Origin of the sequence: Yersinia sp. 2541 StPb PI (assembly GCF_052217145.1) — a bacterium.
In the GTDB taxonomy this organism is placed as follows: domain Bacteria; phylum Pseudomonadota; class Gammaproteobacteria; order Enterobacterales; family Enterobacteriaceae; genus Yersinia; species Yersinia enterocolitica_E.
Genome location: NZ_JAZGQB010000001.1, coordinates 201,701 through 226,671 on the forward strand (window position 1 = coordinate 201,701; position 24,971 = coordinate 226,671).

Consider the following 24,971-nt stretch of genomic DNA (forward strand, 5'->3'; position numbering starts at 1 on the left):
TATGGAACTACGTTATCTACGATATTTTGCTGCGGTTGCTTCAGCCCGCCATTTCACCCGGGCGGCTGAAAAGCTGGGTATCTCTCAGCCACCACTAAGTCAGCAAATTCAAAAGCTAGAGCGGGAGATCGGGACACCACTGCTACGTCGGCTCACGCGCGGTGTTGAACTGACTGATGCAGGGAAAGCGTTCTATGTGGATGCCTGTCATATATTGACGCTTACGGATGAAGCGATAGAGCGAGCTAAAAGTATCGCGCGCGGGGAGACGGGTAAGTTGCGGGTAGGTTTTGCCAGCTCGACAGCCTTCCAGCCCTTGGTATTGCGCCTACTCCACGCCTATCGGGATAAATATCCTGAGGTGATATTGTCACCCAGTGAAAAGACCATGCCGGTGTTAATGAATGATTTGCATAACGAACGCATTGATGTGGCTTTTATCCGTCAGCCATGTGATGCCAGTAATGAATTCACCTGTAAGGTGCTGGTGGAGGAAGATATGTTGCTGGTACTGCCCCATAACCATCAGTTGCATCGCTGCCCACAAATCAATCTGCAAGCGATACAGCATGAAAAGCTGATTACTTTCCCTCGCGAAGTGGCTCCCGGATTGTTTGATACCATTATCAGCGCTTGCTACCGTGCCGGATTTAAGCCGGAGCTGGGGCAACAATCCCCCCAGTTGGTGTCTGCCATAGGGATGGTGTCGGCAGGCTTTGGTTTTACTATCGTGCCTCGCTCACTGACAACTATTCAGACGAATAATGTTACTTATCATGAGATTGACGATAGTTTGCTAAAAACCAAGATTACACTGGCATGGCGGCGGCATGAGCGCTCTGCCGCGGTACTTAATATGGTGAGTATCATTGCCCGCACGGGTAAGTAATTAACCGTTGTTAACCCTCACTCGCGGTGATAAAGGGCAATTTAAGTGTAATGCGCGTGAATTTATCTGCCTCGCTTAGGGCGGTGACACCATATTCGTTGCCATAGCGGACTTTAATTCGCCGGTCTACCAGATTCATCCCCAGCCCATCGCCGTTTGGTTGCGGTTGATACAAACCAGCATTGTCTTCCACTTCCAGTATCAACGTATTGCCCTCGAGCTTACCGTGCAAGGTGATGCGCCCGTTATTGAACATCTGCGCTATGCCGTGTTTGATGGCATTTTCGACCACGGGTTGCAGGGAAAAAGCCGGTAAACGCGCTTCCATCAATTCATCAGGTAATGAGATCTCAACGGAGAGGCGGTCGGCAAAACGTGCCTTTTCTATTTCCAGATAAGCATTCACATGTTCAATTTCATCGCTCAGCGTGACCACATCATGGCTGCGCTTGAGGTTCTTACGGAAAAATGTCGACAAAGAAAGCACTAGCTTGCGGGCATGGTCTGGATTACGGCGGATTACTACTGACAGGGTATTCAGTGCGTTAAAGAGGAAGTGAGGATTTACTTGCGCGTGCAGTAGCTTGATTTCTGATTGTGCCAATAGCTGTTTCTGTTGTTCAAATTCACCCGCCAGAATCTGGGCGGACAGCAGGTGAGCAATACCTTCACCCAATGTGCGGTTGATACTGGAGAACAATTTACTTTTTGGTTCATACAGCTTGATGCTGCCAATCACCCGATGCTCTTCACCGCGTAGTGGGATAACTAACGTGGAACCCAGTTTGCAATTAGGTGAAATAGAGCAGGTATAAGGGACGGCATTGCCATCGGCATAAACCACCTGATTCAACTCAATCGCCCGGTGGGTATGGTCTGAGGTGATAGCACTCCCCACAAGGTGATGGTCGGCGCCAGTACCGATAAATGCCAGCAGCTTCTCGCGGTCGGTAATTGCCACCGCGCCAACGCCCAGTTCCTCATACAAGATACGCGCCACCCGCATACTGTTTTGTTGGTCAAAACCATGGCGTAGTTGCCCCTCCGCCCGTGCGGCAATTTGTAATGCTTTGGCTGAGAAGGCGGTGGTGTATTTTTCGAAAATAGCCCGCCGGTCCAATAAGATACGCATAAACATGGCAGCACCAATGGTATTGGTGATCATCATCGGCAGGGCAATGTTTCCGACCAACTCGACAGCTTCATGGAATGGGCGAGCAACGGCCAAAATAATTAACATTTGCAGGACTTCAGCGACCAGCGTAATGCCTGCAACCACCAGCGGCTGGAACAGCAAGTCAAGGCGGTTTTTACGTATCAAATAGCTGTGGAGGAAGCCACCCAATAGCCCTTCAGCGACGGTAGACAACATACAGGCGGTGGCGGTCATCCCACCCATGGAGTAACGGTGCAACCCACCCGTCAGCCCTACCAGAAAACCGACCGATGGCCCCCCCAAAACACCACCTAACACAGCGCCGATAGCACGGGTATTGGCGATGGAGTCCTCAATATGCAGACCAAAATAGGTGCCCATGATGCAAAACATGGAAAACGTGAGATAGCACACCAGTTTGTGGGGCAGCCGAATGGTAACCTGCATTAACGGAATAAACAGCGGTGTTTTACTTAACAGATAGGCGATCACCAGATACACACACATCTGTTGTAGCAGGGAGAAAATCAGTTCGGCTTGGCTTACGCCCATATTGATAACCACAAATGCTAATTCTTGCCGCTATTGTAACCACATTTAGCCGCAGAAAGTTTTAACCGTCACCCCTTTTAAGCAAAAAGGGCCTTATATGGGCAAACGTCAGCTCAGTTCCCTGTTTTGGGCATTTCTACTGGCCGATGTTATCCGCACTGTTTTTACGTCTTAACTTAGGGTTTTACGTCATTCACGCACGCCTTACGCCGTTTAAACACTGTTTTTTTTTGCTAATTCATATGAGAAAAAATTTCATTAATAGTAAGCCGATTTTTTTGGCGGCCTTTGACTATGCTTATAGTTTGGGTAAGAAAAGTTAACTGACGAGCTTTTACTGTCAGAAAATGAGTATTAGGGCATTAAATCAACTAATTGGTTAATCATTGACCTTAGTCACTCTTTAAACGCTAAATGGATTGCATGATGAAAAGGTCGGTTCTGCTGTCAGAGTTCAGAATTCGGCTCAAAATCATGCCGTTAATCATAGGAAGAAATCATGCCAGTACTTCCCGATCGTCAGGTGATTAATCAGATTATTTCCGGCCATTATGCCGATCCCTTTTCCATTTTGGGTATGCACCAAACTGCGCAAGGGTTACAGATATGCGCTTTGCTGCCAGATGCAAAAGAAGTCTGGCTGGTCGAAACGGAAAGTGGGCGCAACATTGCTCAGTTGACCAGTGAAGACCCGCGCGGTTTTTTCATTGCGAAGCTTCCTCGTCGTAAAAGCCCGTTTCGTTATCAATTAGCGGTTACTTGGCAAGACAGTCCCCAAATCATCGAAGATCCTTATCGATTCGGGACGTTATTGCAGGATATTGACAGTTGGTTATTGGCCGAAGGCACCCATCTACGCCCTTATGAACGTCTGGGCGGGCATTTAATGAGCCTTGATGGAGTCGCGGGGGTCAGTTTTGCCGTTTGGGCACCTAATGCCAAACGAGTGTCTGTGGTGGGGGAGTTTAACTTTTGGGATGGTCGCCGCCACCCGATGCGGTTACGGCGCGAAAATGGTATTTGGGAGCTATTCCTGCCCGGTGTACAAGCCGGCCAGTTGTACAAATTTGAGATAATAGACAGTAATGATCAGGTACGCTTAAAAGCGGACCCTTATGCATTTGAAGCTCAGATGCGGCCAGAAACTGCCTCGTTGGTCAGCCCGTTACCTGAAGTGGTACAAAATACGCCAGCAAGACAGAAAGCCAATGATTTGCGCTCACCGGTTTCTATCTATGAAGTCCATCTCGGTTCATGGCGCCGCCATACCGATAATAACTATTGGCTCAGTTATGGCGAGTTGGCTGAGCAATTGGTTGAATACGTTAAATACATGGGGTTTACCCATGTCGAGCTGCTGCCGATTAACGAACATCCATTTGATGGCAGCTGGGGTTATCAGCCGCTCGGGTTATATGCACCGACCCGCCGCTTTGGTACTCCGCAGGATTTCAAAGATTTTGTTGCCGCATTCCATACCGCGGGGATTAACGTCATCCTTGATTGGGTTCCCGGCCACTTCCCGAGTGATGAACACGGGCTCATGCAGTTTGATGGCACCTCGTTGTATGAATATGCCGATCCGCGCGAAGGCTATCACCAGGATTGGAATACCCTGATTTATAACTATGGTCGTAATGAGGTCCGTAATTATTTGGCTGGCAATGCGTTTTACTGGATGGAACGTTTTGGTATCGATGCATTGCGTATTGATGCCGTGGCTTCGATGATTTATCGCGATTATAGCCGTGCTGAAGGGCAGTGGGTGCCTAACTATTATGGCGGGCGTGAAAATCTGGAAGCGATTGCTTTCCTGCGTTACACCAATCACACCATCGGCGTTGAGCGCCCAGGCGGTGTGACGATGGCGGAGGAATCGACCGATTTTCCTGGCGTGACATTACCGCCCGATGCCGGTGGATTAGGGTTTAACTATAAATGGAATATGGGTTGGATGCATGACACGCTCAATTACATGCAGTGTGATCCGATTCATCGCAAGTACCACCATAATCTGATGACTTTCGGGATGTTGTACGCCTATACCGAGAACTTTATCTTGCCTATCTCCCACGATGAAGTGGTGCACGGTAAGCGCTCGGTGCTCGATCGTATGCCGGGGGATGCCTGGCAGAAATTCGCCAACCTGCGTGCCTATTACGCGTTTATGTGGGCGCATCCCGGTAAAAAACTGCTGTTTATGGGCTGCGAGTTTGCGCAGGGGCGCGAGTGGAATTTCGATACCAGCCTGGACTGGCATTTACTGGATGATGAAAATGGCTGGCACCGTGGCGTGCAGCGTTTTGTTCGTGACCTGAACCACTGCTATCAACAACATGCGCCACTCTATGAATTGGATTATCAGCCCGATGGCTTTGAATGGCTGGTGGTAGATGACCACGAAAACTCAGTGTTTGCTTTCTTGCGCCGTGATGCGAATGGTGGCGAACTGATTGCCATCAGTAATTTCACACCGGTGCCGCGTTATGACTACCGTGTGGGCATTCCGCAGGCAGGGCATTATCGGGAAGTACTTAATTCTGACTCTGAGTTTTACCGTGGCAGCAATCTGGGTAATCAGGGGGGGATCCATAGCCAGCATGTCGGTAGCCATAACCACGCGCACTCATTGTTGTTAACACTACCGCCACTGTCGACTATTTACCTGTTACGGGAGGGGTAGGATGACTGGCCTTACCCGTGGTTCCCCGACACCGATTGGTGCCCATTTTGATGGGGCTGGGATAAATTTCACGCTGTTTTCAGCCCATGCTGAACAGGTCGAACTGTGTCTGTTTGATGACAATAACCAAGAGTTGAGGATTGCCTTGCCCGCCCGCAGTGGTGATATCTGGCATGGTTATCTGCCTGGAGGTAAACCGGGGCAGCGCTATGGTTATCGGGTCAGCGGGCCATTTGACCCACAACAAGGACATCGTTTTAACCCACATAAATTATTGATAGACCCCGGTGCCCATGCATTAGATCGCAAAGTGGCGGATGATCCAAGCTTGGAGGGGGGGGTTAATCAGCCCGATGAGCGCGACAGTGCTGCCGCCTTACCTAAGTGCATTGTGGTACATGAAGAATATGACTGGCAGGAGGATAAGTCACCGGCTATTCCTTGGGGCAATACCGTGATTTATGAAGCCCATGTACGCGGCTTAACCAAACTGCACCCTGATATTCCGGCTGATCTGCGTGGTAGCTATGCGGCGTTAGCTCATCCCGTCATGATTACCTATTTGCAAGACATGGGCATTACCACACTGGAGTTGTTACCGGTGCAATTCCACGTCGATGAACCTCGTTTACAGAAGATGGGACTGGGTAATTATTGGGGCTATAACGTGCTAGCGCCTTATGCCGTTGATCCTGACTATGCCTCGGGCCGTGACGGCATATCTCCGCTGCGAGAGCTGCGGGATGCGGTCAAAGCGTTACATAAAGCGGGTATCGAAGTGATTCTCGATGTGGTGTTCAATCACAGCGCCGAATTGGATATTTTTGGCCCAACCCTGTGCCAGCGCGGTATCGACAATGCTAGCTATTACTGGCTCACTCCTGACGGTGAATACGACAACATGACTGGCTGCGGCAATACGCTGCGGCTTAATCATCCTAATGTCATGCAGTGGGTTATCGACTGCCTGCATCATTGGCTCGATAGCTGCCATGTTGACGGCTTCCGCTTTGATCTGGGTACCGTTCTGGGCCGCACGCCGGCTTTTGACCAACATGCCCCTTTATTTACCGCGCTGGCTGCCGATGAGCGGCTGCGTGCCTGCAAAATGATTGCCGAGCCTTGGGATATTGGTCTGGGAGGCTATCAACTGGGTAACTTCCCTACCGGTTTTAGTGAATGGAATGACCAGTATCGTGATGCGATGCGCCGTTTCTGGTTAAGGGATGACTTACCGCTGGGACTATTTGCTCAGCACTTTGCCGCTTCAAGCAATCTTTTCCAACAGCGGGGGCGTTTGCCTTCCGCCAGTATCAATCAAATTACCGCCCATGATGGTTTTACTTTGCAGGATTTGCTGTGTTTTAACCAAAAGCACAATCAAATCAATGGTGAGGAAAACCGTGATGGCAGTGATAACAATCTTAGTAATAATTTTGGTAGCGAAGGGTTGGTGGCTGATGAGGCTATCTGGCAACGGCGTAAGTCTTGTCAGCGGGCATTGTTGGCCAGCTTATTACTCTCGCAGGGAACGCCAATGTTACTGGCCGGTGACGAGCATGGTCACAGCCAGCAAGGTAATAACAATGCATATTGTCAGAACAACATCCTCACCTGGCTCGACTGGGGCAGTGCGGATCGTTCATTAATGACATTTACCGCCGATCTTATCCGGTTACGCCAGCAAATTCCGGCCCTGATTAAGGACGCATGGTGGCAGGAAGGTGATGGCAATGTGCAATGGCTGGATAGTCAGGGGCAAGTGCTGAGTGATGCAGCTTGGGAACATGGCTGCCAGAAACAGCTGCAAATTCTGTTGTCTCAGCGCTGGCTGGTGGTGATTAACGCCACTGGTCAAGAATGTGAAATACAGTTACCTGCGGGGGAATGGGAGGTTATCCCTCCTTTTGGGCCGTCAGATCAGATGGAATCATTCACCGTATGGAACGGAGCCGCGCATGACATTTGCGTGCTCGTACTGAAATCTTAAGGAGTCAGCCATGGTTAAATTCGAAAATAAAGACCCATTGATGTTAGCCAGACAATTACCGAATAAATCTGTAGCGCTGATTCTGGCCGGAGGTCGTGGTTCTCGTCTGAAAGATTTGACCGCCACCCGTGCCAAACCGGCGGTACATTTTGGCGGCAAGTTCCGTATCATCGATTTTGCGCTATCTAACTGCCTGAATTCAGGTATCCGCCGTATCGGTGTCATCACCCAGTACCAGTCTCATACTCTGGTGCAGCATATTCAACGTGGCTGGTCATTCCTCAACGAGGAGATGAACGAGTTTGTTGATTTATTGCCTGCCCAACAACGTTTGAGCACCGAGCATTGGTACAAAGGTACTGCGGATGCGGTTTATCAAAACCTGGATATTATCCGCCGCTATGAGGCGGAATATGTGGTCATTCTGGCCGGTGACCACATCTACAAGATGGATTACTCGCGCATGCTCATCGACCACGTAGAGAAAGGCGCTGAGTGCACCGTTGCTTGTATCCCGGTACCCATTAACGAGGCCAATGAATTTGGGGTAATGGAGGTGGACGAGGATTACCAGATAACGGCTTTCTTTGAAAAACCTGCGAACCCGCCTTCAATGCCTGGACGGCCTGATATGGCGTTAGCCAGTATGGGGATCTATATTTTTAATGCCAATTATCTGTTCAAGTTATTAGAAGAAGATATGAATACCCCTGGCTCTACCCATGATTTTGGTAAAGATTTGATTCCCAAACTTACCGAACAGAAGGCGGCTTGGGCACATCCGTTTGATCTCTCCTGCGTGACCTCCAATGCCGAATTGCCACCTTATTGGCGTGATGTTGGGACATTGGATGCCTACTGGCGGGCCAACCTGGATTTGGCATCGGTCACACCAGAGCTGGATATGTATGACCGTGCCTGGCCAATCCGTACCCATATGGAGCCGTTGCCGCCGGCTAAGTTTGTTCAGGATCGCTCCGGTAGCCATGGCATGACCATGAACTCGCTGGTCTCCGGTGGCTGTATTGTTTCTGGCTCGGTAGTGGTGCATTCGGTGTTGTTCCCTCGGGTTCGGGTGAACTCGTTCTGTACCATTGATTCCACGGTATTGCTGCCTGATGTCAATGTTGGTCGCTCGTGCCGTTTACGCCGCTGCATTATTGATCGCGCCTGTCACATACCTGAAGGGATGGTTATCGGGGAGAACGCCGATGAAGATAGCGCCCGTTTTTATCGTTCGGAGGGCGGGGTGGTGCTAGTGACCCGTGCGATGCTGGCGAAATTAGCCGTCAACGTCAAATAGGGCTATTTTATTTATCCGATAGGTGTCAGGAGTCACGATGCGGGTCTTACACGTATGTTCTGAGCTATTTCCTTTGTTGAAAACAGGGGGATTGGCTGATGTTGTTGGCGCTTTACCTGCCGCACAAATTGCTGAAGGGGCCGATGTTCGGGTCATGCTACCGGGCTTCCCTGATTTGCGTCGTGGAATACCAGACACCGTGCTGGTTAGGGAGATAGACACCTTTGCCGGACGGGTTTCTCTGCGCTACGGCCATTATCAGGGCATTGGTATCTATCTTATTGATGCTCCGGGGTTATATGACCGCGCTGGCAGCCCTTATCACGACCAGTCGTTGCATGCTTACGCCGATAACTATCGCCGCTTTGCCTTGCTGGGATGGATGGCGTGTGAGCTGGCCTGCGGGCTGGATGGTTTCTGGCGTCCCGATGTGGTGCATGCCCATGATTGGCACGCTGGGCTGGCCTGTGCTTATCTGGCGGCGCGTGGTAGACCGGCACGATCAGTATTTACCGTCCATAATCTGGCCTATCAGGGGCTATTTGCTGGGTACCATTTGGCTGAGTTACAACTCCCCGCCGCATTTTTCCAAATGTACGGGTTGGAGTTCTACGGTCAAATTTCCTATCTGAAAGCTGGGCTGTTCTTTGCTGATCATGTCACTACTGTCAGCCCGACCTATGCCAAAGAAATTACCCAACCTGCTTTTGGTTACGGCATGGAAGGGCTGCTGCAAGAACGAGCCAGTCAGGGGCGTTTGACCGGCATCCTCAATGGGGTGGATAGCGCCATTTGGGACCCACAGAGCGATACCTTGCTGCACGCCTGCTATGACATAGAGAACCTGCAGCAGAAAGCGGTGAATAAAGTGCATCTGCAAACCACGATGGGGTTGGAGGTGACGGATAAGAAACCTATTTTTGCCGTGGTCAGTAGATTGACCGAGCAAAAAGGGTTGGATTTGGTGCTGGAAGCTTTGCCTGAATTACTGAAACTAGGTGGGCAACTGGCGGTCTTGGGGGCGGGGGATGCCATTCTACAAGAGGAGTTTTTGGCGGCAGCGGCAGACTATTCCGGCCAGGTTGGGGTACAAATTGGTTATCACGAGGCATTTTCTCACCGAATTATTGCCGGTGCGGATGTGATTCTGGTGCCTAGCCGTTTTGAACCTTGTGGGTTAACGCAGTTGTATGGTTTGAAATATGGCACTTTGCCACTGGTCCGGCATACGGGCGGGTTGGCAGATACCGTGGTGGATTGCGCGCTGGAAAATCTGGCGGATGGCAGCGCCTCGGGGTTTGTGTTTGATGAATGCGATGCGCAGGCATTGGTGCGGGCAATTCGCCGTGCTTTTGTTCTGTGGAGCCGGCCAAAACATTGGCGTCATGTTCAGCGCCATGCAATGGGGTTGGACTTTGGTTGGCAAGTAGCTGCTGGTCAATATCTGTCACTTTATCGGCGTCTCTAGTTGTCGATTTGTTGTAACCACGAATTGGGAAAACCGCTATGACATCACCGTTCAGTTATACCTCACCCGTTGTCAGTGTGGATGCGCTGAAACACTCGATTGCCTACAAATTGATGTTTATTGTCGGCAAAGATCCCTCGATTGCGACTCAGCACGATTGGCTGAATGCGACATTATTTGCGGTACGGGATCGGATGGTAGAACGCTGGCTACGCTCTAACCGCGCACAATTATCACAAGACGTTCGTCAGGTTTACTATCTGTCGATGGAGTTTTTATTGGGGCGAACCCTCTCTAATGCACTGTTATCGATGGGTATTTATGAAGATATCGAACAGGCGCTGGATGAGATGGGCCTCAATCTGTCAGAGCTGTTGCAAGAAGAAAACGACCCTGGGCTTGGCAATGGTGGCTTAGGCCGTCTGGCGGCGTGTTTTCTGGACTCACTGGCAACACTGGCACTACCGGGCCGTGGCTACGGCATCCGCTACGAATATGGCATGTTCAGCCAGAAAATAGTGGATGGCCAACAGATGGAGTCGCCAGATAACTGGCTGGAATATGGTAATGCCTGGGAATTCCCACGCCATAATACCCGCTATAAAGTGCGCTTCGGTGGCCGAATTCAGCAGGAAGGCAGCAAAACTCGCTGGCTGGAAACCGAAGAAATCCTCGCCTGTGCTTATGATCAAATCATCCCTGGCTTTGATACGGATGCAACTAATACACTGCGCTTATGGTCTGCGCAGGCCAGTAATGAAATCAATTTGGGCAAATTCAATCAGGGTGATTACTTTGCTGCGGTTGAAGATAAAAACCATTCAGAAAACGTATCACGAGTGTTGTATCCCGATGATTCTACCTATTCCGGCCGTGAATTACGTTTGCGACAAGAGTACTTTTTAGTGTCGGCGACGGTACAGGATATCCTCAGCCGCCACTGGACCATGCATCAGACGTTCGATAATCTGGCAGATAAGATTGCTATTCATCTCAATGATACTCACCCGGTCCTTTCCATTCCTGAAATGATGCGTCTGTTGATCGACGAACATAAGTTCAATTGGATGGATGCGTGGGACGTGGTGCAGCAGGTGTTCTCATACACCAATCACACGCTGATGACCGAAGCGCTGGAAACTTGGCCAATTGACATGATTGGCAAAATCTTACCGCGCCATCTGCAAATCATTTTTGATATCAATGATCACTTCCTCAAACTGGTGCAGGAACAATATCCGTCTGAACCAGAACTGTTGCCACGAGTCTCTATTATTGATGAAACCCATGGGCGGAAGGTCCGTATGGCATGGCTTGCGGTGATCGCCAGCCATAAAGTTAACGGTGTGTCTGCTTTGCACTCTGAACTCATGGTGCAGTCACTGTTTGCCGATTTCGCTCACATTTTCCCTAATCGCTTCTGCAATAAAACCAATGGGGTGACGCCACGGCGCTGGCTGGGGTTGGCTAACCGACCACTGGCTACGGTATTGGATGAGAGTATTGGTCACAATTGGCGGACTGATCTGAGCCAACTCAGTGAGCTGGAAAAAAACCTCGATTACCCCAGCTTCTTGCAGGCATTGCAAAAGGCCAAGCTGGAGAACAAAAAACGGCTGGCGGCTTATATTGCTGAAAAATTGAATATTGTGGTCAATCCGGGCGCGTTGTTTGATGTGCAAATCAAACGTATTCATGAGTACAAACGACAATTGCTGAATGTGTTGCATGTTATCACCCGCTATAACCGTATTCTCGAAGCACCGAATGAGAAGTGGGTGCCGCGCGTGGTAATTTTTGCCGGTAAAGCGGCATCAGCGTATTACAATGCTAAGCAAATCATTCGATTGATCAACGATGTAGCGAAGGTAATCAACAATGACCCTCGGATTAATAACCTACTGAAAGTAGTATTTATTCCAAACTATAGCGTGAGTCTGGCGCAGTTGATCATTCCGGCGGCTGACCTATCGGAACAGATTTCTCTGGCGGGAACCGAGGCTTCGGGTACCAGTAATATGAAGTTTGCCCTCAACGGGGCGCTGACCATTGGCACATTGGATGGGGCTAACGTCGAGATCCGCGAACATGTGGGTGAGGAGAATATCTTTATCTTCGGCAATACCACCGAACAGGTCGAGGTGCTGCGTAACAATGGTTATAACCCACGGAAATATTACGATGAAGATCCTGAATTGCATCTGGCATTGACGCAAATGGCGACGGGCACCTTTAGTCCCGAAGACCCTAAGCGTTATACCAGCCTGTTCGATTCACTGGTTAATTTTGGTGATCACTACCAGCTATTGGCTGATTATCGCAGCTATGTGGATACTCAGGAGCAGGTTGATACGCTATATCGCCATTCGGACGAATGGACGCGCAAGACGTTACTCAATATTGCCAATATGGGTTACTTCTCTTCAGATCGTACCATTGAAGAATATGCCGACGAGATTTGGCATATTAAACCTATCCGGCTGTAGTTATATCCACTGAGCTAATAATAAAAACCCTCTTCAACAGTCAACTGTGAAGAGGGTTTTTTTAAGCAGATCGATGAACTGGATGGGTTATCAGGAAACCAGCGATAATGTCTGTTGTTTCCCGGCCTGCACCTGTGCCAACCATTCGGCAACGCGCTGTTTCTGCGCATCGTCCAGAGCCATACCTAACTTGGTACGACGCCAAATCGCATCATCTAGTTCTACAACCCATTCTTTTTCAACCAGATAGCGTAATTCTGCTTCGTACAAACCATGGCCGAAATGTTCACCCAAGCTTTCGATACTGGTCGCTTCTGCCAAAATTATCTCGCTATGGCTACCATAAGTACGGGTATAGCGGCGGGCCAGCCCTTCAGGTAACCAGTTATAGCGATGGCGCAACTGAACAGTATAGTTATCACGGCTGCCGCCAATATCACCACCCGGCAATGCGCCAGTCTTGGTCCATGCTGGGCCGACATTCTGATAGTAGCCAGACAGTTTTTCCAGCGCGTGTTCTGCCAGTTTGCGATAGGTGGTCAGTTTGCCGCCAAATACAGAAAGCAGTGGTGCTTTACCGTCTTCATCGGCTACATCCAACGTGTAGTCGCGGGTAACAGCTTGCGGTGAATCTGATTCGTCGTCACATAGCGGACGTACACCAGAGTAGGTCCACACGATATCGTCGCGACCCAACTGTTTTTTAAAGTGATCGTTATACACTTTCAGCAGGTAATCGATCTCTTGTGAGTCGATCTTCACCTCTTTCGGATCGCCGTGGTACTCCACGTCAGTAGTGCCGATGATGGAATATTCATCCAACCACGGAATGACGAAAACAATACGATGGTCTTCGTTTTGCAGAATATAGGCTTGTGGCTGATTATGAACCCGTGGCACGACGATATGGCTGCCTTTAATCAAGCGGATGCCATAAGGCGATTTCAGCTTCAGGCCGTCGTCGAAGAATTGCTTAACCCATGGTCCGGTCGCATTTACCAAGCCTTTGGCACGCCAGGTAAAGGTTTTGCCGGTATTCACATCAATGGCTTCAACCATCCATAGACCTTGTTCACGCCAGGCACGGGTCACTTTGGTACGGGTGCGGACTTCACCACCGCGCTCGACCACTTCTTGGGCATTCAGCACCACCAGGCGAGCATCATCGACCCAGCAGTCAGAATATTCGAAACCGCGCACCAATTCTGGTTTCAATATCGATTCTGGTCCAAAACGCAACCCTTTACTGGCAGGCAGACTGGTACGTTTGCCCAAGTGATCGTACAGGAACAAACCAGTGCGGATCATCCAGGCTGGGCGCAGGTGGGGTTGATGCGGCAGACGAAAACGCATTGGGAATGCGATATGCGGTGCCAGTTTCAATAATACTTCACGTTCGGCCAGTGCTTCACTTACCAGACGGAATTCATAGTGTTCCAGATAGCGCAGGCCACCGTGGATAAGTTTGGAGCTGGCGGAAGACGTAGCACAGGCCAAGTCTTGCGCTTCCAGCAGCAGAACGGACAGGCCACGCCCTGCCGCATCCGCAGCGATACCGGCACCATTAATGCCGCCACCGATCACGATCAAGTCTTTGGTTTCCATGCTTCCTCTCTCCAGATGTTCGAAATAGCTCTTTAATGTTCGTTTTCGCTCATTATTGTAATCAAAAACCAACAAACAAGCCAAGAGTTAACCAAAAAAAAACATTCCCCCGTGATGGAGGTAACAGTTTTGTTATCAAAATGTGGGGAAAGTTTGGATTTGGATTTGGATTTGGATTTGGATTTGGATTTGGATTTGGATTTGGATTTGGATTTGGATTTGGATTTGGATTTGGATTTGGATTTGGTGATTAGGTTTGGTTGTTCGGTGTTCTGTGGTCCGATTCGGTTGTTAGAGCACTTGAGTTGACTTAACAACCGCACCGGATCACCAAAACCAAAACTAAAATTTAACGACTAACACAACTCCAATTGAACCTGATGCTGCTCAATAATCTTCATCACACTGGGAGGAGGCATCTGATCGGTAAACAGATAATCAATCAAATTCATATTCCCCAAATTCACCATTGCGTTACGACCAAACTTCGAGTGGTCGGTTACCAGCATCACACAACGGGAGTTCTCGATAATTGCTCGCTTGGTACGCACTTCATGGTAATCAAACTCTAATAATGAGCCGTCCATATCAATACCACTGATACCAAGGATGCCGTAATCAAGACGGAACTGAGAAATGAAATCCAGTGTGGCCTCACCAATAATCCCACCATCGCGGGTGCGAACTTCACCACCAGCCAGAATCAGCCGGAAATCCTCTTTAGCCGTCAGCAAGGTAGCAACGTTAAGATTATTGGTCACCACCCGCAGCCCCTTATGGTTCATCAGCGCGTGGGCGACAGCTTCTGGCGTGGTACCTATATCGATAAACAGTGTTGCACCATCGGGGATCTGGCTGGCAACACGCTGTGCAATACGGGCCTTTTCTTCCGACCACATCACTTTACGATCGTTATAGGCGGCGTTAACTGAGCTGGAAGGGAGTGCTGCACCACCATGATGACGATGAATTTTGTTTTGGTCAGCCAAATCATTCAAATCACGCCGGATGGTTTGCGGGCTAACGGCAAAATGTTCTACTAACTCTTCAGTGCTGACGTAGCCTTGTTGGCGTACCAATTCAATAATCGCATCATGCCGCTGCGTTTGCTTCACTATAATCCCCTAATGCGCCTGGTTGCTCAGGCAGTTATTGTGTGGTTCTTACGCTGTTGCGCGTATCCCAAAATGCCATTAATAACCCAATAATCAAACCTGAAACGTGAGCCGCATTGGCAATCGACAAACCTAAAACATCGAAATAACCGGCAATCAGCCAGAGGACAGAAAAAGCCATTAAACCTCGGGGCAACGAGATACCGCGCTCGGGTGCGCGCTCGCCGGTCAGCCAGACATAACCCATTAAGGCATACACCACACCAGACAGACCACCAAAATTCACACCGCTAAATAGCGATTGCCCCCAGCCACTGAACAGGGCAGATACCACAGTTAATACCAGCAATTTACCGGTGCCAAGCCGTTTTTCCATTTGTCCTGCCAGATACCACCACCACATCAGGTTAAATAAGATATGCAGTAGCGAAAAGTGTAAAAAGCCATGGCTGACCCAGCGCCAGAGTTGTAGATATTGGCTCTCGTCGCGGGGCCAGGCAAGCCATGACATAACGGCCGCATCGCCGACAATTTGCATCAGAATATAGATGGCGATGCACAGTACCATGACACTCAATGTCAGTGGGCCGGCCTGACTGCGCAGCGTCTGCAGGTAGGAAAAGCGCTGATAGGATAAATTTGAGTGTAAATTACCCGATTGCCAACTTGCGGCCTGATAGCGTGGATTGAGGGGATCGAGCAAAAACTGTTCCAGCTCCTGCTGCACCAAGGGCAATTGCTCATCATCGGCAAGCCAGATCTCTGCACCCTGAGTATCAGGCCGAACTTCCAGTACCACATTGCGAGTGGCCATATAATCCACAAAGGCCTGTGCCAGACGCGGATTAGAGATTGCTATTACACGAATCATATTGCCCATTACCGTCTATACCTTTTGTATTTGAGGCCGCAGGGTTGTGAGCTGCCTACCTGCAACGCCAATGATTTTGAGTATAGATATTATGAATGTGATTAAAGTGCTTAAAAATATCACAATCTGGTCGGTTGTGGCGAATGACAAGCTACAAATGGGTAACAAAGTCAGACATTTTCACGAATGATTTCTTGTGGATAGCTTTTGGCCCATGCCTCAAAACCACCATCAATGCTGTAAACCGCCTCAAAGCCCTGCTGGAGCAAATACTGCGCCGCCCCTTTGCTGCTATTGCCGTGGTAGCACATCACCATGACGGGCTGTTCAAAATCTGTTTGCTGCATAAAGGTATGCAGGCTGCTATTGGTCAAATGGAACGCGATGGGTGCATGGCCCGCTTCATAACTCTGTGGATCGCGGATATCGACCAATACGGCGGTATTCTCTTTCAGGCGGCTATGAGCCTGCTCAACACTGATTGTTTCAAACTGTTCCATCTTGCTCTACCTTACAAAAATGCATTTAGAGAGAAAATGCCAAAACACGATTATAATCATTTTTTAGCTGATAAATACCAGACTAACTGTAATGTTATTTTTGTCTCTGATTCCAATTTAATATGTTGTTTTTTTATAGAATTAATAAATTAAATCTATCGTTATTAATATAGGGCACATGGTTGGTTTAAAATAAAGGCATTATCTATGCTTAACCGCTTATCAAGTGCACAATATCAATCTCAGGCTACTATTTATAATGATAATATTAAGGTGGAGAAAAGGAATGCCAGTTTGAATGCTAATCCGACATTAAAGTCATTGTTGGAATTCATTAAATATTTCAATGAAGTGGGAAGTTTGTAGTAAAAACGAAATGAAAAAATTATATAGGCTATATAGTTGTACTTAACTTGTCTTTTCAATCAGTAGGATTGTTGCTTCAATCCCCCATAGATATTAAAGAGCTAACAGTTATAGCCGATAATATTATTAATATAAAAAATATTATCGCCAAAGACCACTGACTGCAATAACATTGGTTTAATGTAAATTGCAGTACAGTGGTAACTTATTGCCATAACAATAAAAATAATCAAACATAACCCATCATCTGTAATAAACGCTGTGCCTGTTGTACGGCTTCCTGGCGGTGAGCAACCCCCAGTTTTTGATATAAATTACGGATATGGGTTTTAATCGTAGTGGCTGCCACTTCCAGCTCACCGGCGATCTGTTCATTACTGTAGCCGGAGTAAATCAGCCCTAATACCTGCCATTCGCGCTGGGTTAGCGGGCTGGTACGGATCAGTTCTGGTACTTGCGGGTGAGTTAGCAGTTTATCGACAAATATCTCATCAAAATGGGCGAATTTATGCCGATGGTGCTGGTTAATATCCTTCAGTATTCGCTGAGCACGATGCTGTTCCAATTCCGGTAACGCGTTAAGTTGAATCAGTTGGCGCAACTGCTGTGCCATAGCTTCACCTTCAATCACGAAATGGCTGATAAAACCGGTGCGGTTAGCCAATGACAGTGATTCAATCAGCGCTTTCTGGGCCTCACTTTTACGTTCGGTTTGCCAATAAAGGATATTACTTAACAACAAATTACGGTTGAGGTCACTGGTTAAACGAAGGCGGCGGGCATTTTCGTTCAGTTCGTCCAATACCACTTCGGCTTCATTAAACCGCCCTAGCATGATCTGTATCCGCGCGATATTACGCCACTGCCCCTGTAAAAAGTGATTATCCGCCATCCCCGGTTTTTCTGCCTGGCGCAGCCAACTTGCGGCGGCGACTTTATCCCCGGTCATCTGCCAGTGAATAACCCGTGGCTTATCGGCATTGGTTATCCAGTCGAGATGATATTGGCTGCCGTGCTGCAGGGCCTCACAACGCTGAATATACATATTGGCGTTATCCAGATCACCACGCGCCAGTGAGCATTTTGCCAGCATCGCCAAACACTGCAATTGCTGTTGGGGTTGGTAATTGACCAGAATCTCAATGCCTTTGCGTGCCGCTTCTTCCGCTTCATCCAGCCGTGACCACGACCATAAAATTTGGGAGCGAATACGCAGCAGGAATTCATGCAACGGCAACTGCTCAAGATGTTGTTCATGAATTAAATCAAAGGCTTTATCTTGCGTTTCATAAGCGGCTTGCAAGAAACCTTGTGCAATCAGGATTTCGCTCTGTTGTAGCAATGCCCATAAGGCATAGTGATAGGCTTCGTGGCGACGTGCCATTTGCTCGGTTTGCTGCATCATGGGCAGCGCACGGCTTAGCTCCCCTTTACAATGATGAACTTCACCAGTTACGGAGGTTGCCACAATACGGCTATAAAAGTTCGCCATCGGCAGATATTTCAGCGCATCAGTTGCCAGTTTTTCGGCTTCATCTGGCTTACCATCATTGATAGCCACCTGAGCACGCAGGGCATCAAATTCAGCGCGTAAAATCTCATCAACAGGGATTTTGCGTTCTTGCATTGCCGATTCAGCGCGCTCGAGCAAGGTATTCACCTCACCATAACGGTGTTGGCTTTGCGCCAGCCAGGCTTGTAGCAGTGCCAGTTCTGGATTCTGCACCAATAAAGAGTAAGGCAGGGCGACTAGACATTGTTCCAGCAGCGCCAACTCACTGTGGTTAAACAGCGTCCAGGCATGTTGCAGCAAGATATCACGTAACATGCCAACATCACCTGCGGCCAATGCATGGTGGATTGCTTCAGCCGGGTAGCCCAACGCCATCCAACCTTCAGCGGCTGCGTGATGCAATTCCGGTAACTCCAACGCCAATTCCCACTGGCAGCGCTGGCGCAAGAAGGTAGCAAATAGCGGGTGGAAGCAGAACCATTCACCACTGTCATCCATACGATGAATAAATAACCCTTGGCGCTCCAACTCTTCCAGCCGTTGCTGACCGTTATCTTCCCCAGTCAGGCGCACAATCAGGGCATCATTCATGGAACGTAATACTGAGCAACGCAGCAGAAAAACGCGGGAATTGCTATCCACCTGATCTAATACTTCATCCACCAGATAGTCTGACAAATGGCTGGCATTTAACCCTGCCAGGCGTTTTGCCGATTTTTGCGCGGATGAGTTTGGCTGACGCGATGACAGTGCTATCAGTTGCAGCGCGGTAGCCCAGCCTTCAACTTCATCACACAAGCGGCTGCTATCACCTTGTTCCAGTGGCACTGACAGGCGGCAATCAAAAAATTGCTGTGCTTCCTGATGATTAAATGCCAGTTGCTGCATGCCTAATTCCAGCAACTGATCGCGCACCCGCAGGTTAGCAATTCCCAGCGGTGGCAAGGTGCGGGATAGCAGGATCAGCGTCATATTTTCCGGCTGGTGACGCAGAAAGAAGCGCACAGCTTCATGAACAGCGTCATTGGTAATCAGATGATAGTCATCGATGACCAGATAAAGCGGGCCGTCCCAATCGGACAACTCGATAAATAATTGAGCAAACAGCGCTGAAAGGCTGGCGTATTGATGCTTTTGGCTGAGCGCTTCACTTTTACTGCAATGGCCGCCAGTCGCCAACTGTACCGCAGCAATCAGATAAGAGGCGAAACGCTCTGGTTGATTGTCACTTTCATCCAGTGAATACCACCCGAGATTGGATTGGTCGGCAGCCCATTGGGCGATCAACGTGGTCTTACCATAACCGGCTGGGCAATTGATCAAAGTCAGGCGATAGTTTGCTACACCTGATAACTTAACCAATAGACGGTCGCGTATCACGGTATTTTGCAGCCGTACCGGGCGGCTCAGTTTTGAGGGGATCAGCATGCTGTGTCCGGTTTAACCAATATCCGGTGAGAAGACGTCCTGGCGAGTGATATGTCCATTTGTAATGAAATGTTACAGGCATTCATAAGAGTAATTATTTTTAGCCTCGTAATTAATCAGCACTGCTAAGGTCTGATAACGGCCATGTTATTGCAATAGAGTTAATGTTTCATATGGCTGTAAGTTGCACCGGATCACAATTTTAGCTACGCCCTGCGACTCATCCCCAGCTAATCCCCCGGCAGGATGATGCCCTTGTCAGTTCTCATTGGCAGGATAAGGGTAAAATTACCCCACTCACAGGATAGAGACTCCCTATGTCACAGCCTACGCTTAAAAAGGACGATTTCCTGGCCGCACTGACCCGCCAGTGGCAGCGCTTTGGCCTAACCTCCGCTCAGCAAATGACTCAACACCAATGGTGGGAAGCTGTCAGCGCGGCGTTAGCCGAACAATTGGCGGCTCAGCCTGCACCAGGTAAAACCCAAAAAGTCCAACGGCATGTTAACTACATTTCAATGGAGTTTTTGATTGGTCGTTTAACGGCAAACAACCTGATTAATCTGGGTTGGTATGACCAAGTGGAGGCGTTGCTGGCCGAGCAGCAAATTAACCTGTGTGATTTGCTGGAGCAGGAGACTGACCCTGCATTGGGTAATGGCGGTCTTGGGCGTTTGGCGGCCTGTTTCCTTGATTCGATGGCAACCGTTGAGCAACCCGCCACCGGTTATGGTCTGAATTATCAATATGGTCTGTTCCGTCAATCTTTCAGTGAATGTAAACAACAGGAAGCCCCGGACAACTGGCAGCGCGAGAGTTATCCGTGGTTTCGCCATAATGCGGCGTTGGCGGTTGATGTCGGCTTTGCTGGCAAGTTAGAAAAACTCGCTGATGGCCGCCAGGTGTGGCGTCCGGCCTTCACCTTGCGCGGTGAAGCTTGGGATTTACCGGTGCTGGGTTTTCGCAATGGTGTAACACAGCCGTTGCGCCTGTGGCAGGCTACTCATCAACATCCATTTGATTTAACTAATTTTAATGATGGGAAGTTCCTGCTGGCAGAACAAAATGGCGTTGAAGCAGAAAAACTGACCAAAGTATTGTATCCAAACGATAACCATCTGGCCGGCAAACGTCTGCGCCTGATGCAGCAATACTTCCAATGCGCCTGCTCGGTGGCGGATATTTTACGTAAGCATCATCTGGCTGGTCGTAAACTGGCTGAATTACCTGACTATGAAGTTATTCAACTGAATGATACCCACCCGACTATCGCTATTCCTGAAATGCTGCGAGTACTGCTGGATGAGCATCAGCTAAGCTGGGATGCGGCGTGGGCGATCACCAGTAAAACCTTCGCCTATACCAACCACACGTTGATGCCTGAAGCACTTGAATGTTGGGATGAAAAATTGGTGCGTAGTTTGTTGCCACGCCATTTTGTCATCATCAAGCAGATCAATGCGCAGTTTAAAAAGGTGGTGGATAAGCAATGGCCTGGGGATGAAGCGGTGTGGGCCAAGCTGGCGGTTCATCATAATAAGCAAGTGAGAATGGCCAATCTGTGTGTGGTCAGCGGCTTTGCCGTCAACGGCGTAGCGCAACTGCATTCTGATCTGGTTATCAAAGACTTATTCCCTGAATACTATCAATTATGGCCAAATAAATTCCATAATGTTACTAATGGTATTACGCCGCGCCGTTGGTTGAAGCAATGTAATCCGGCATTATCTGGCCTGATTGATGAAACGCTGAAAGTGGAATGGGCGAATAATCTGGATGCATTAGCTGGGCTTGAGTCTTATGCCGAAGATAAGGCTTTTAGGGGCCGTTATCAGCAGATCAAATATGACAACAAAGTTAAGTTAGCTGAATACGTTAAGCGAACTATGGGGTTGGTGATTAATCCAGACGCCATCTTCGATGTGCAGATTAAGCGGTTGCATGAATATAAGCGTCAGCATTTGAATCTGTTACATATTCTGTCGCTCTACCGCCAGATCCGTGACAACCCGAATCTGGATATTGCGCCGCGGGTGTTCTTGTTTGGTGCCAAAGCTGCACCTGGTTATTATTTAGCTAAGAATATTATTTATGCGATCAATCAGGCCGCCGATAAGATCAACAATGATCCGATCGTCAAAGATCGCCTAAAAGTGGTCTTTATCCCCGATTATCGGGTTTCAGTCGCGGAATTGATGATTCCTGCGGCGGATGTATCGGAGCAGATTTCAACTGCCGGTAAAGAAGCCTCTGGTACTGGCAACATGAAACTGGCACTGAATGGTGCATTGACTGTGGGCACTCTCGATGGGGCTAACGTTGAGATTGCCGAGCAGGTGGGTGACGAGAATATCTTTATTTTCGGTAACACCGTGGAGCAGGTAAAAGCCATTTTGGCGAAAGGCTATAAGCCGCAGAAGTATCTTAAAGCTGACTCGCACCTGAAAAGCATTCTGGATGAGCTGGCCAGTGGTGCGTTCAGCCAAGGTGATAAGCACGCATTTGACATGATGTTGCATAGCCTGTTGGAAGGGGGTGACCCTTATCTGGTATTGGCTGATTTTGCCTCATACTGTCAGGCACAGAAGCAAATTGATGCCCTGTACCGCGATAAGGATGAATGGACCCGCCGTACCATTCTTAACACTGCCCGGGTAGGGATGTTCAGTTCTGACCGTTCAATTCGTGATTACCAATCACGGATTTGGCAAGCCAAACGTTAAGGAGAAGACTGCATGGATCGTAAATCGCTCGATCAAGCAGCGACACTGGCAGGGATAGCCGCCAGCTACATTAATGCTCATGGTAAGCCGCAGGCTATTTTGCCGGAAACCAAGCAGCAGTTGTTGGCGGCCATGGGGCGCACTCAGGTGCCTCAGGACACCTCGACAGAAAATACACCACTACCGGTGGTGAAAGTATTTACTTTTGGTAGCCCAATGCAGCTACCAATGGCGGGTTCAGGCGATTATCACTGGCAATTGCAGACAGAAAAAGGTGAGTTGCACCAGGGGCGTATCAGTGCAAAAAAGACGCTGACATTGCCATCTTCTCTGCCGCAGGGTTATCACCGTTTGATTCTCGAACAAGGGTTACAGCAGTGGCAGTGTTCAATTATTGTGGCACCGAAACGTTGCTATGAGCCAGATGCGTTGCTGGCAGGGAAAAAGTTGTGGGGCGCTTGTGTACAGCTCTATACCCTGCGTTCCGAACGCAACTGGGGGATTGGTGATTTTGGTGATCTCAGCCAAATGTTGGAACAGGTGGGCGAGCGTGGTGGTGCCTTTATCGGTTTGAATCCAATTCATGCGCTGTATCCGGCTAACCCACAGAGTGCTAGCCCCTATAGCCCCTCTTCAAGACGCTGGTTGAATGTGGTTTATATCGACGTGAACCGCGTGGATGAGTTTCAGCACAGTGAAGCGGCGCAGCTCTGGTGGCATCAACCAGCAACGCAACAGACGCTGGCTGAAATTCGGGCTAATGAGTGGGTTGATTATCCGCAAGTTATGCAACTGAAATTGATGGCGCTGCGTTTGGCCTTCCCGTTGTTTACTGCTCGTAAAGTAAAAGATGCGCGGATGCAGGCGTTCCACCAGTTTGTGGAACAAGGCGGTCGTAGTCTGCATCAACAAGCAGCTTTTGATGCGCTACATGCTCATTTAAGTGCGCAAGACCCAATGATGTGGGGCTGGCCGGTGTGGCCAGAAAAATATCGTGATGGGCACAGCAGTGCTGTAGCTGATTTTTGCCGCGAATACGCGAGTGATGTGACCTTCTATCTATGGTTACAGTGGTTGGCCGCCACTCAGTTTGATAACTGTTTTCGCAACAGCCAGACACGAAAAATGCCGATTGGTTTGTACCGTGATTTAGCTGTTGGTGTGGCTGAAGGTGGCGCTGAAACCTGGTGTGACCGCGAGTTATATTGTCTGAAAGCTTCAGTAGGGGCTCCGCCTGATATTTTAGGGCCGCTGGGCCAGAACTGGGGGTTGCCACCAATGGACCCGCACGTCATGGTTGCGCGTGCCTACCAGCCTTTTATCGATTTGCTGCGCGCTAATATGACCAGCTGTGGTGCTCTGCGTATTGATCATGTGATGGCCTTATTGCGTCTGTGGTGGATTCCCTACGGGCAGACTGCCGCCCAGGGGGCTTATGTTAAATATCCGGTCGATGATCTATTGGCGATATTGGCGCTGGAAAGTCAGCGTCATCACTGCATGGTGATTGGCGAGGATTTAGGCACGGTACCGGTAGAGATTGTGGCTAAGCTGCGTGACAGCGGGGTGTATTCCTATAAGGTGCTCTATTTTGAGCATGACAGTGAGAATACCTTCCGTGCGCCACAATCTTATCCGGCACAGGCGATGGCCACCATTACGACCCATGACTTGCCGACCTTACGGGGCTATTGGCAAAGTGACGATCTGACGTTGGGGAATAAGCTGGGGTTATATCCAGACCAACAGATATTGAAGCAGCTTTATCTTGATCGGGAACGGGCCAAGCAAGGATTATTGGAAGGGTTACATCACTATGACTGTGTGCCAAAGAAGGTAGGCCATAAAGCGTCACTCCTCTCGATGAGCCCAGTCCTTAACCGGGGATTACAGCGTTATGTTGCTGACAGCGCCAGCGCATTACTGGGTTTGCAACCGGAAGATTGGTTAGATATGGCGACACCGGTAAACATCCCCGGAACCAGTGAGGAATATCCGAACTGGCGGCGTAAATTGACCTCGACCTTGGAAGAGATGTTTGCTGACAGTCAGGTTAATCGTTTATTGAAGGATTTGGATAAGCGGCGCAAGAATGTGTCGGCGGGATGATAAGGGAGGGAATCTCTCAGTAGGCTGCCAATAAAGTGCTCGTGGCGGAGAGAACAGGCAGATCGTAAAGACGCCATCAATACGTCGATGTAGGCTCGTGCCGCGCCATCCCTGGCGCGGACGCTTTACTCTTCTACCTATCCTCGCCGCTCCAGATTGAGTCATCTGGTTTTGTCAGCATTAAGAACAATATTATTCATTGGTGTTACAGCAA

At 49.1% G+C, this 24,971-nt stretch carries 15 protein-coding genes; 9 read left to right on the top strand and 6 right to left on the bottom strand.

All coding sequences use genetic code 11. The annotated features are described in order from the left end of the window. Position 1: 1 nt before the first annotated feature. A complete protein-coding gene (locus V1953_RS00795; protein WP_083161269.1) occupies positions 2 to 889 on the top strand; it encodes a LysR family transcriptional regulator in 888 nt (295 codons plus the stop codon). A 10-nt stretch (positions 890 to 899) separates the two neighbouring features. On the opposite strand, the gene V1953_RS00800 is transcribed toward V1953_RS00795, so the two are convergent. Beyond that, on the bottom strand, positions 900 to 2,597 hold the full coding sequence (locus V1953_RS00800) for a sensor histidine kinase (protein WP_083163957.1): 1,698 nt from the start codon (positions 2,595 to 2,597) through the stop codon (positions 900 to 902). Positions 2,598 to 3,096: 499 nt separating this feature from the next. On the opposite strand from V1953_RS00800, the gene glgB reads away from it, so the two are divergent. Genes glgB through glgP form a run of 5 tightly spaced genes read left to right on the top strand, consistent with a single transcriptional unit; the run spans position 3,097 to position 12,527 of the window. After that, a complete protein-coding gene (glgB, locus tag V1953_RS00805) occupies positions 3,097 to 5,280 on the top strand; it encodes a 1,4-alpha-glucan branching protein GlgB (RefSeq protein ID WP_102970495.1) in 2,184 nt (727 codons plus the stop codon). Position 5,281: 1 nt separating this feature from the next. Next, positions 5,282 to 7,270: a glycogen debranching protein GlgX gene (gene glgX / locus V1953_RS00810; RefSeq protein ID WP_420073632.1), complete on the top strand. Its 1,989-nt coding sequence runs from the start codon at positions 5,282 to 5,284 to the stop codon at positions 7,268 to 7,270. A 10-nt stretch (positions 7,271 to 7,280) separates the two neighbouring features. Beyond that, positions 7,281 to 8,573, top strand: a complete 1,293-nt coding sequence (gene glgC / locus V1953_RS00815; RefSeq protein ID WP_083161267.1) for a glucose-1-phosphate adenylyltransferase — start codon at positions 7,281 to 7,283, stop codon at positions 8,571 to 8,573. Between the two features lie 37 nt (positions 8,574 to 8,610). After that, entirely contained in the window at positions 8,611 to 10,041 is a 1,431-nt protein-coding gene (glgA, locus tag V1953_RS00820; protein WP_083161265.1) for a glycogen synthase GlgA, read from the top strand. A gap of 38 nt (positions 10,042 to 10,079) precedes the next feature. Then, positions 10,080 to 12,527: a glycogen phosphorylase gene (gene glgP / locus V1953_RS00825; protein ID WP_083161263.1), complete on the top strand. Its 2,448-nt coding sequence runs from the start codon at positions 10,080 to 10,082 to the stop codon at positions 12,525 to 12,527. Positions 12,528 to 12,617: 90 nt separating this feature from the next. Here glgP and glpD read toward each other — a convergent pair whose 3' ends face one another. Beyond that, on the bottom strand, positions 12,618 to 14,132 hold the full coding sequence (glpD, locus tag V1953_RS00830) for a glycerol-3-phosphate dehydrogenase (protein ID WP_083161261.1): 1,515 nt from the start codon (positions 14,130 to 14,132) through the stop codon (positions 12,618 to 12,620). 35 nt (positions 14,133 to 14,167) lie between these two features. Here glpD and V1953_RS00835 point away from each other — a divergent pair, with 35 nt between their 5' ends. Further along, positions 14,168 to 14,386, top strand: a complete 219-nt coding sequence (locus V1953_RS00835; protein WP_442850569.1) for a hypothetical protein — start codon at positions 14,168 to 14,170, stop codon at positions 14,384 to 14,386. A 102-nt stretch (positions 14,387 to 14,488) separates the two neighbouring features. On the opposite strand, the gene V1953_RS00840 is transcribed toward V1953_RS00835, so the two are convergent. The 4 genes from V1953_RS00840 to malT form a co-directional block, all read right to left on the bottom strand. Continuing rightward, a complete protein-coding gene (locus V1953_RS00840; RefSeq protein ID WP_083161259.1) occupies positions 14,489 to 15,247 on the bottom strand; it encodes a DeoR/GlpR family transcriptional regulator in 759 nt (252 codons plus the stop codon). A 34-nt stretch (positions 15,248 to 15,281) separates the two neighbouring features. Beyond that, positions 15,282 to 16,118, bottom strand: a complete 837-nt coding sequence (gene glpG / locus V1953_RS00845) for a rhomboid family intramembrane serine protease GlpG (protein ID WP_083163953.1) — start codon at positions 16,116 to 16,118, stop codon at positions 15,282 to 15,284. Positions 16,119 to 16,288: 170 nt separating this feature from the next. Further along, a complete protein-coding gene (glpE, locus tag V1953_RS00850; protein WP_083161257.1) occupies positions 16,289 to 16,618 on the bottom strand; it encodes a thiosulfate sulfurtransferase GlpE in 330 nt (109 codons plus the stop codon). 595 nt (positions 16,619 to 17,213) lie between these two features. Next, a complete protein-coding gene (malT, locus tag V1953_RS00855; RefSeq protein ID WP_083161255.1) occupies positions 17,214 to 19,925 on the bottom strand; it encodes an HTH-type transcriptional regulator MalT in 2,712 nt (903 codons plus the stop codon). 317 nt (positions 19,926 to 20,242) lie between these two features. Here malT and malP point away from each other — a divergent pair, with 317 nt between their 5' ends. Both malP and malQ read left to right on the top strand, forming a co-directional pair. Further along, on the top strand, positions 20,243 to 22,648 hold the full coding sequence (gene malP, locus V1953_RS00860) for a maltodextrin phosphorylase (protein ID WP_372568488.1): 2,406 nt from the start codon (positions 20,243 to 20,245) through the stop codon (positions 22,646 to 22,648). Between the two features lie 12 nt (positions 22,649 to 22,660). Then, on the top strand, positions 22,661 to 24,757 hold the full coding sequence (malQ, locus tag V1953_RS00865) for a 4-alpha-glucanotransferase (RefSeq protein WP_372568489.1): 2,097 nt from the start codon (positions 22,661 to 22,663) through the stop codon (positions 24,755 to 24,757). The last annotated feature ends 214 nt before the right edge of the window (positions 24,758 to 24,971 follow it).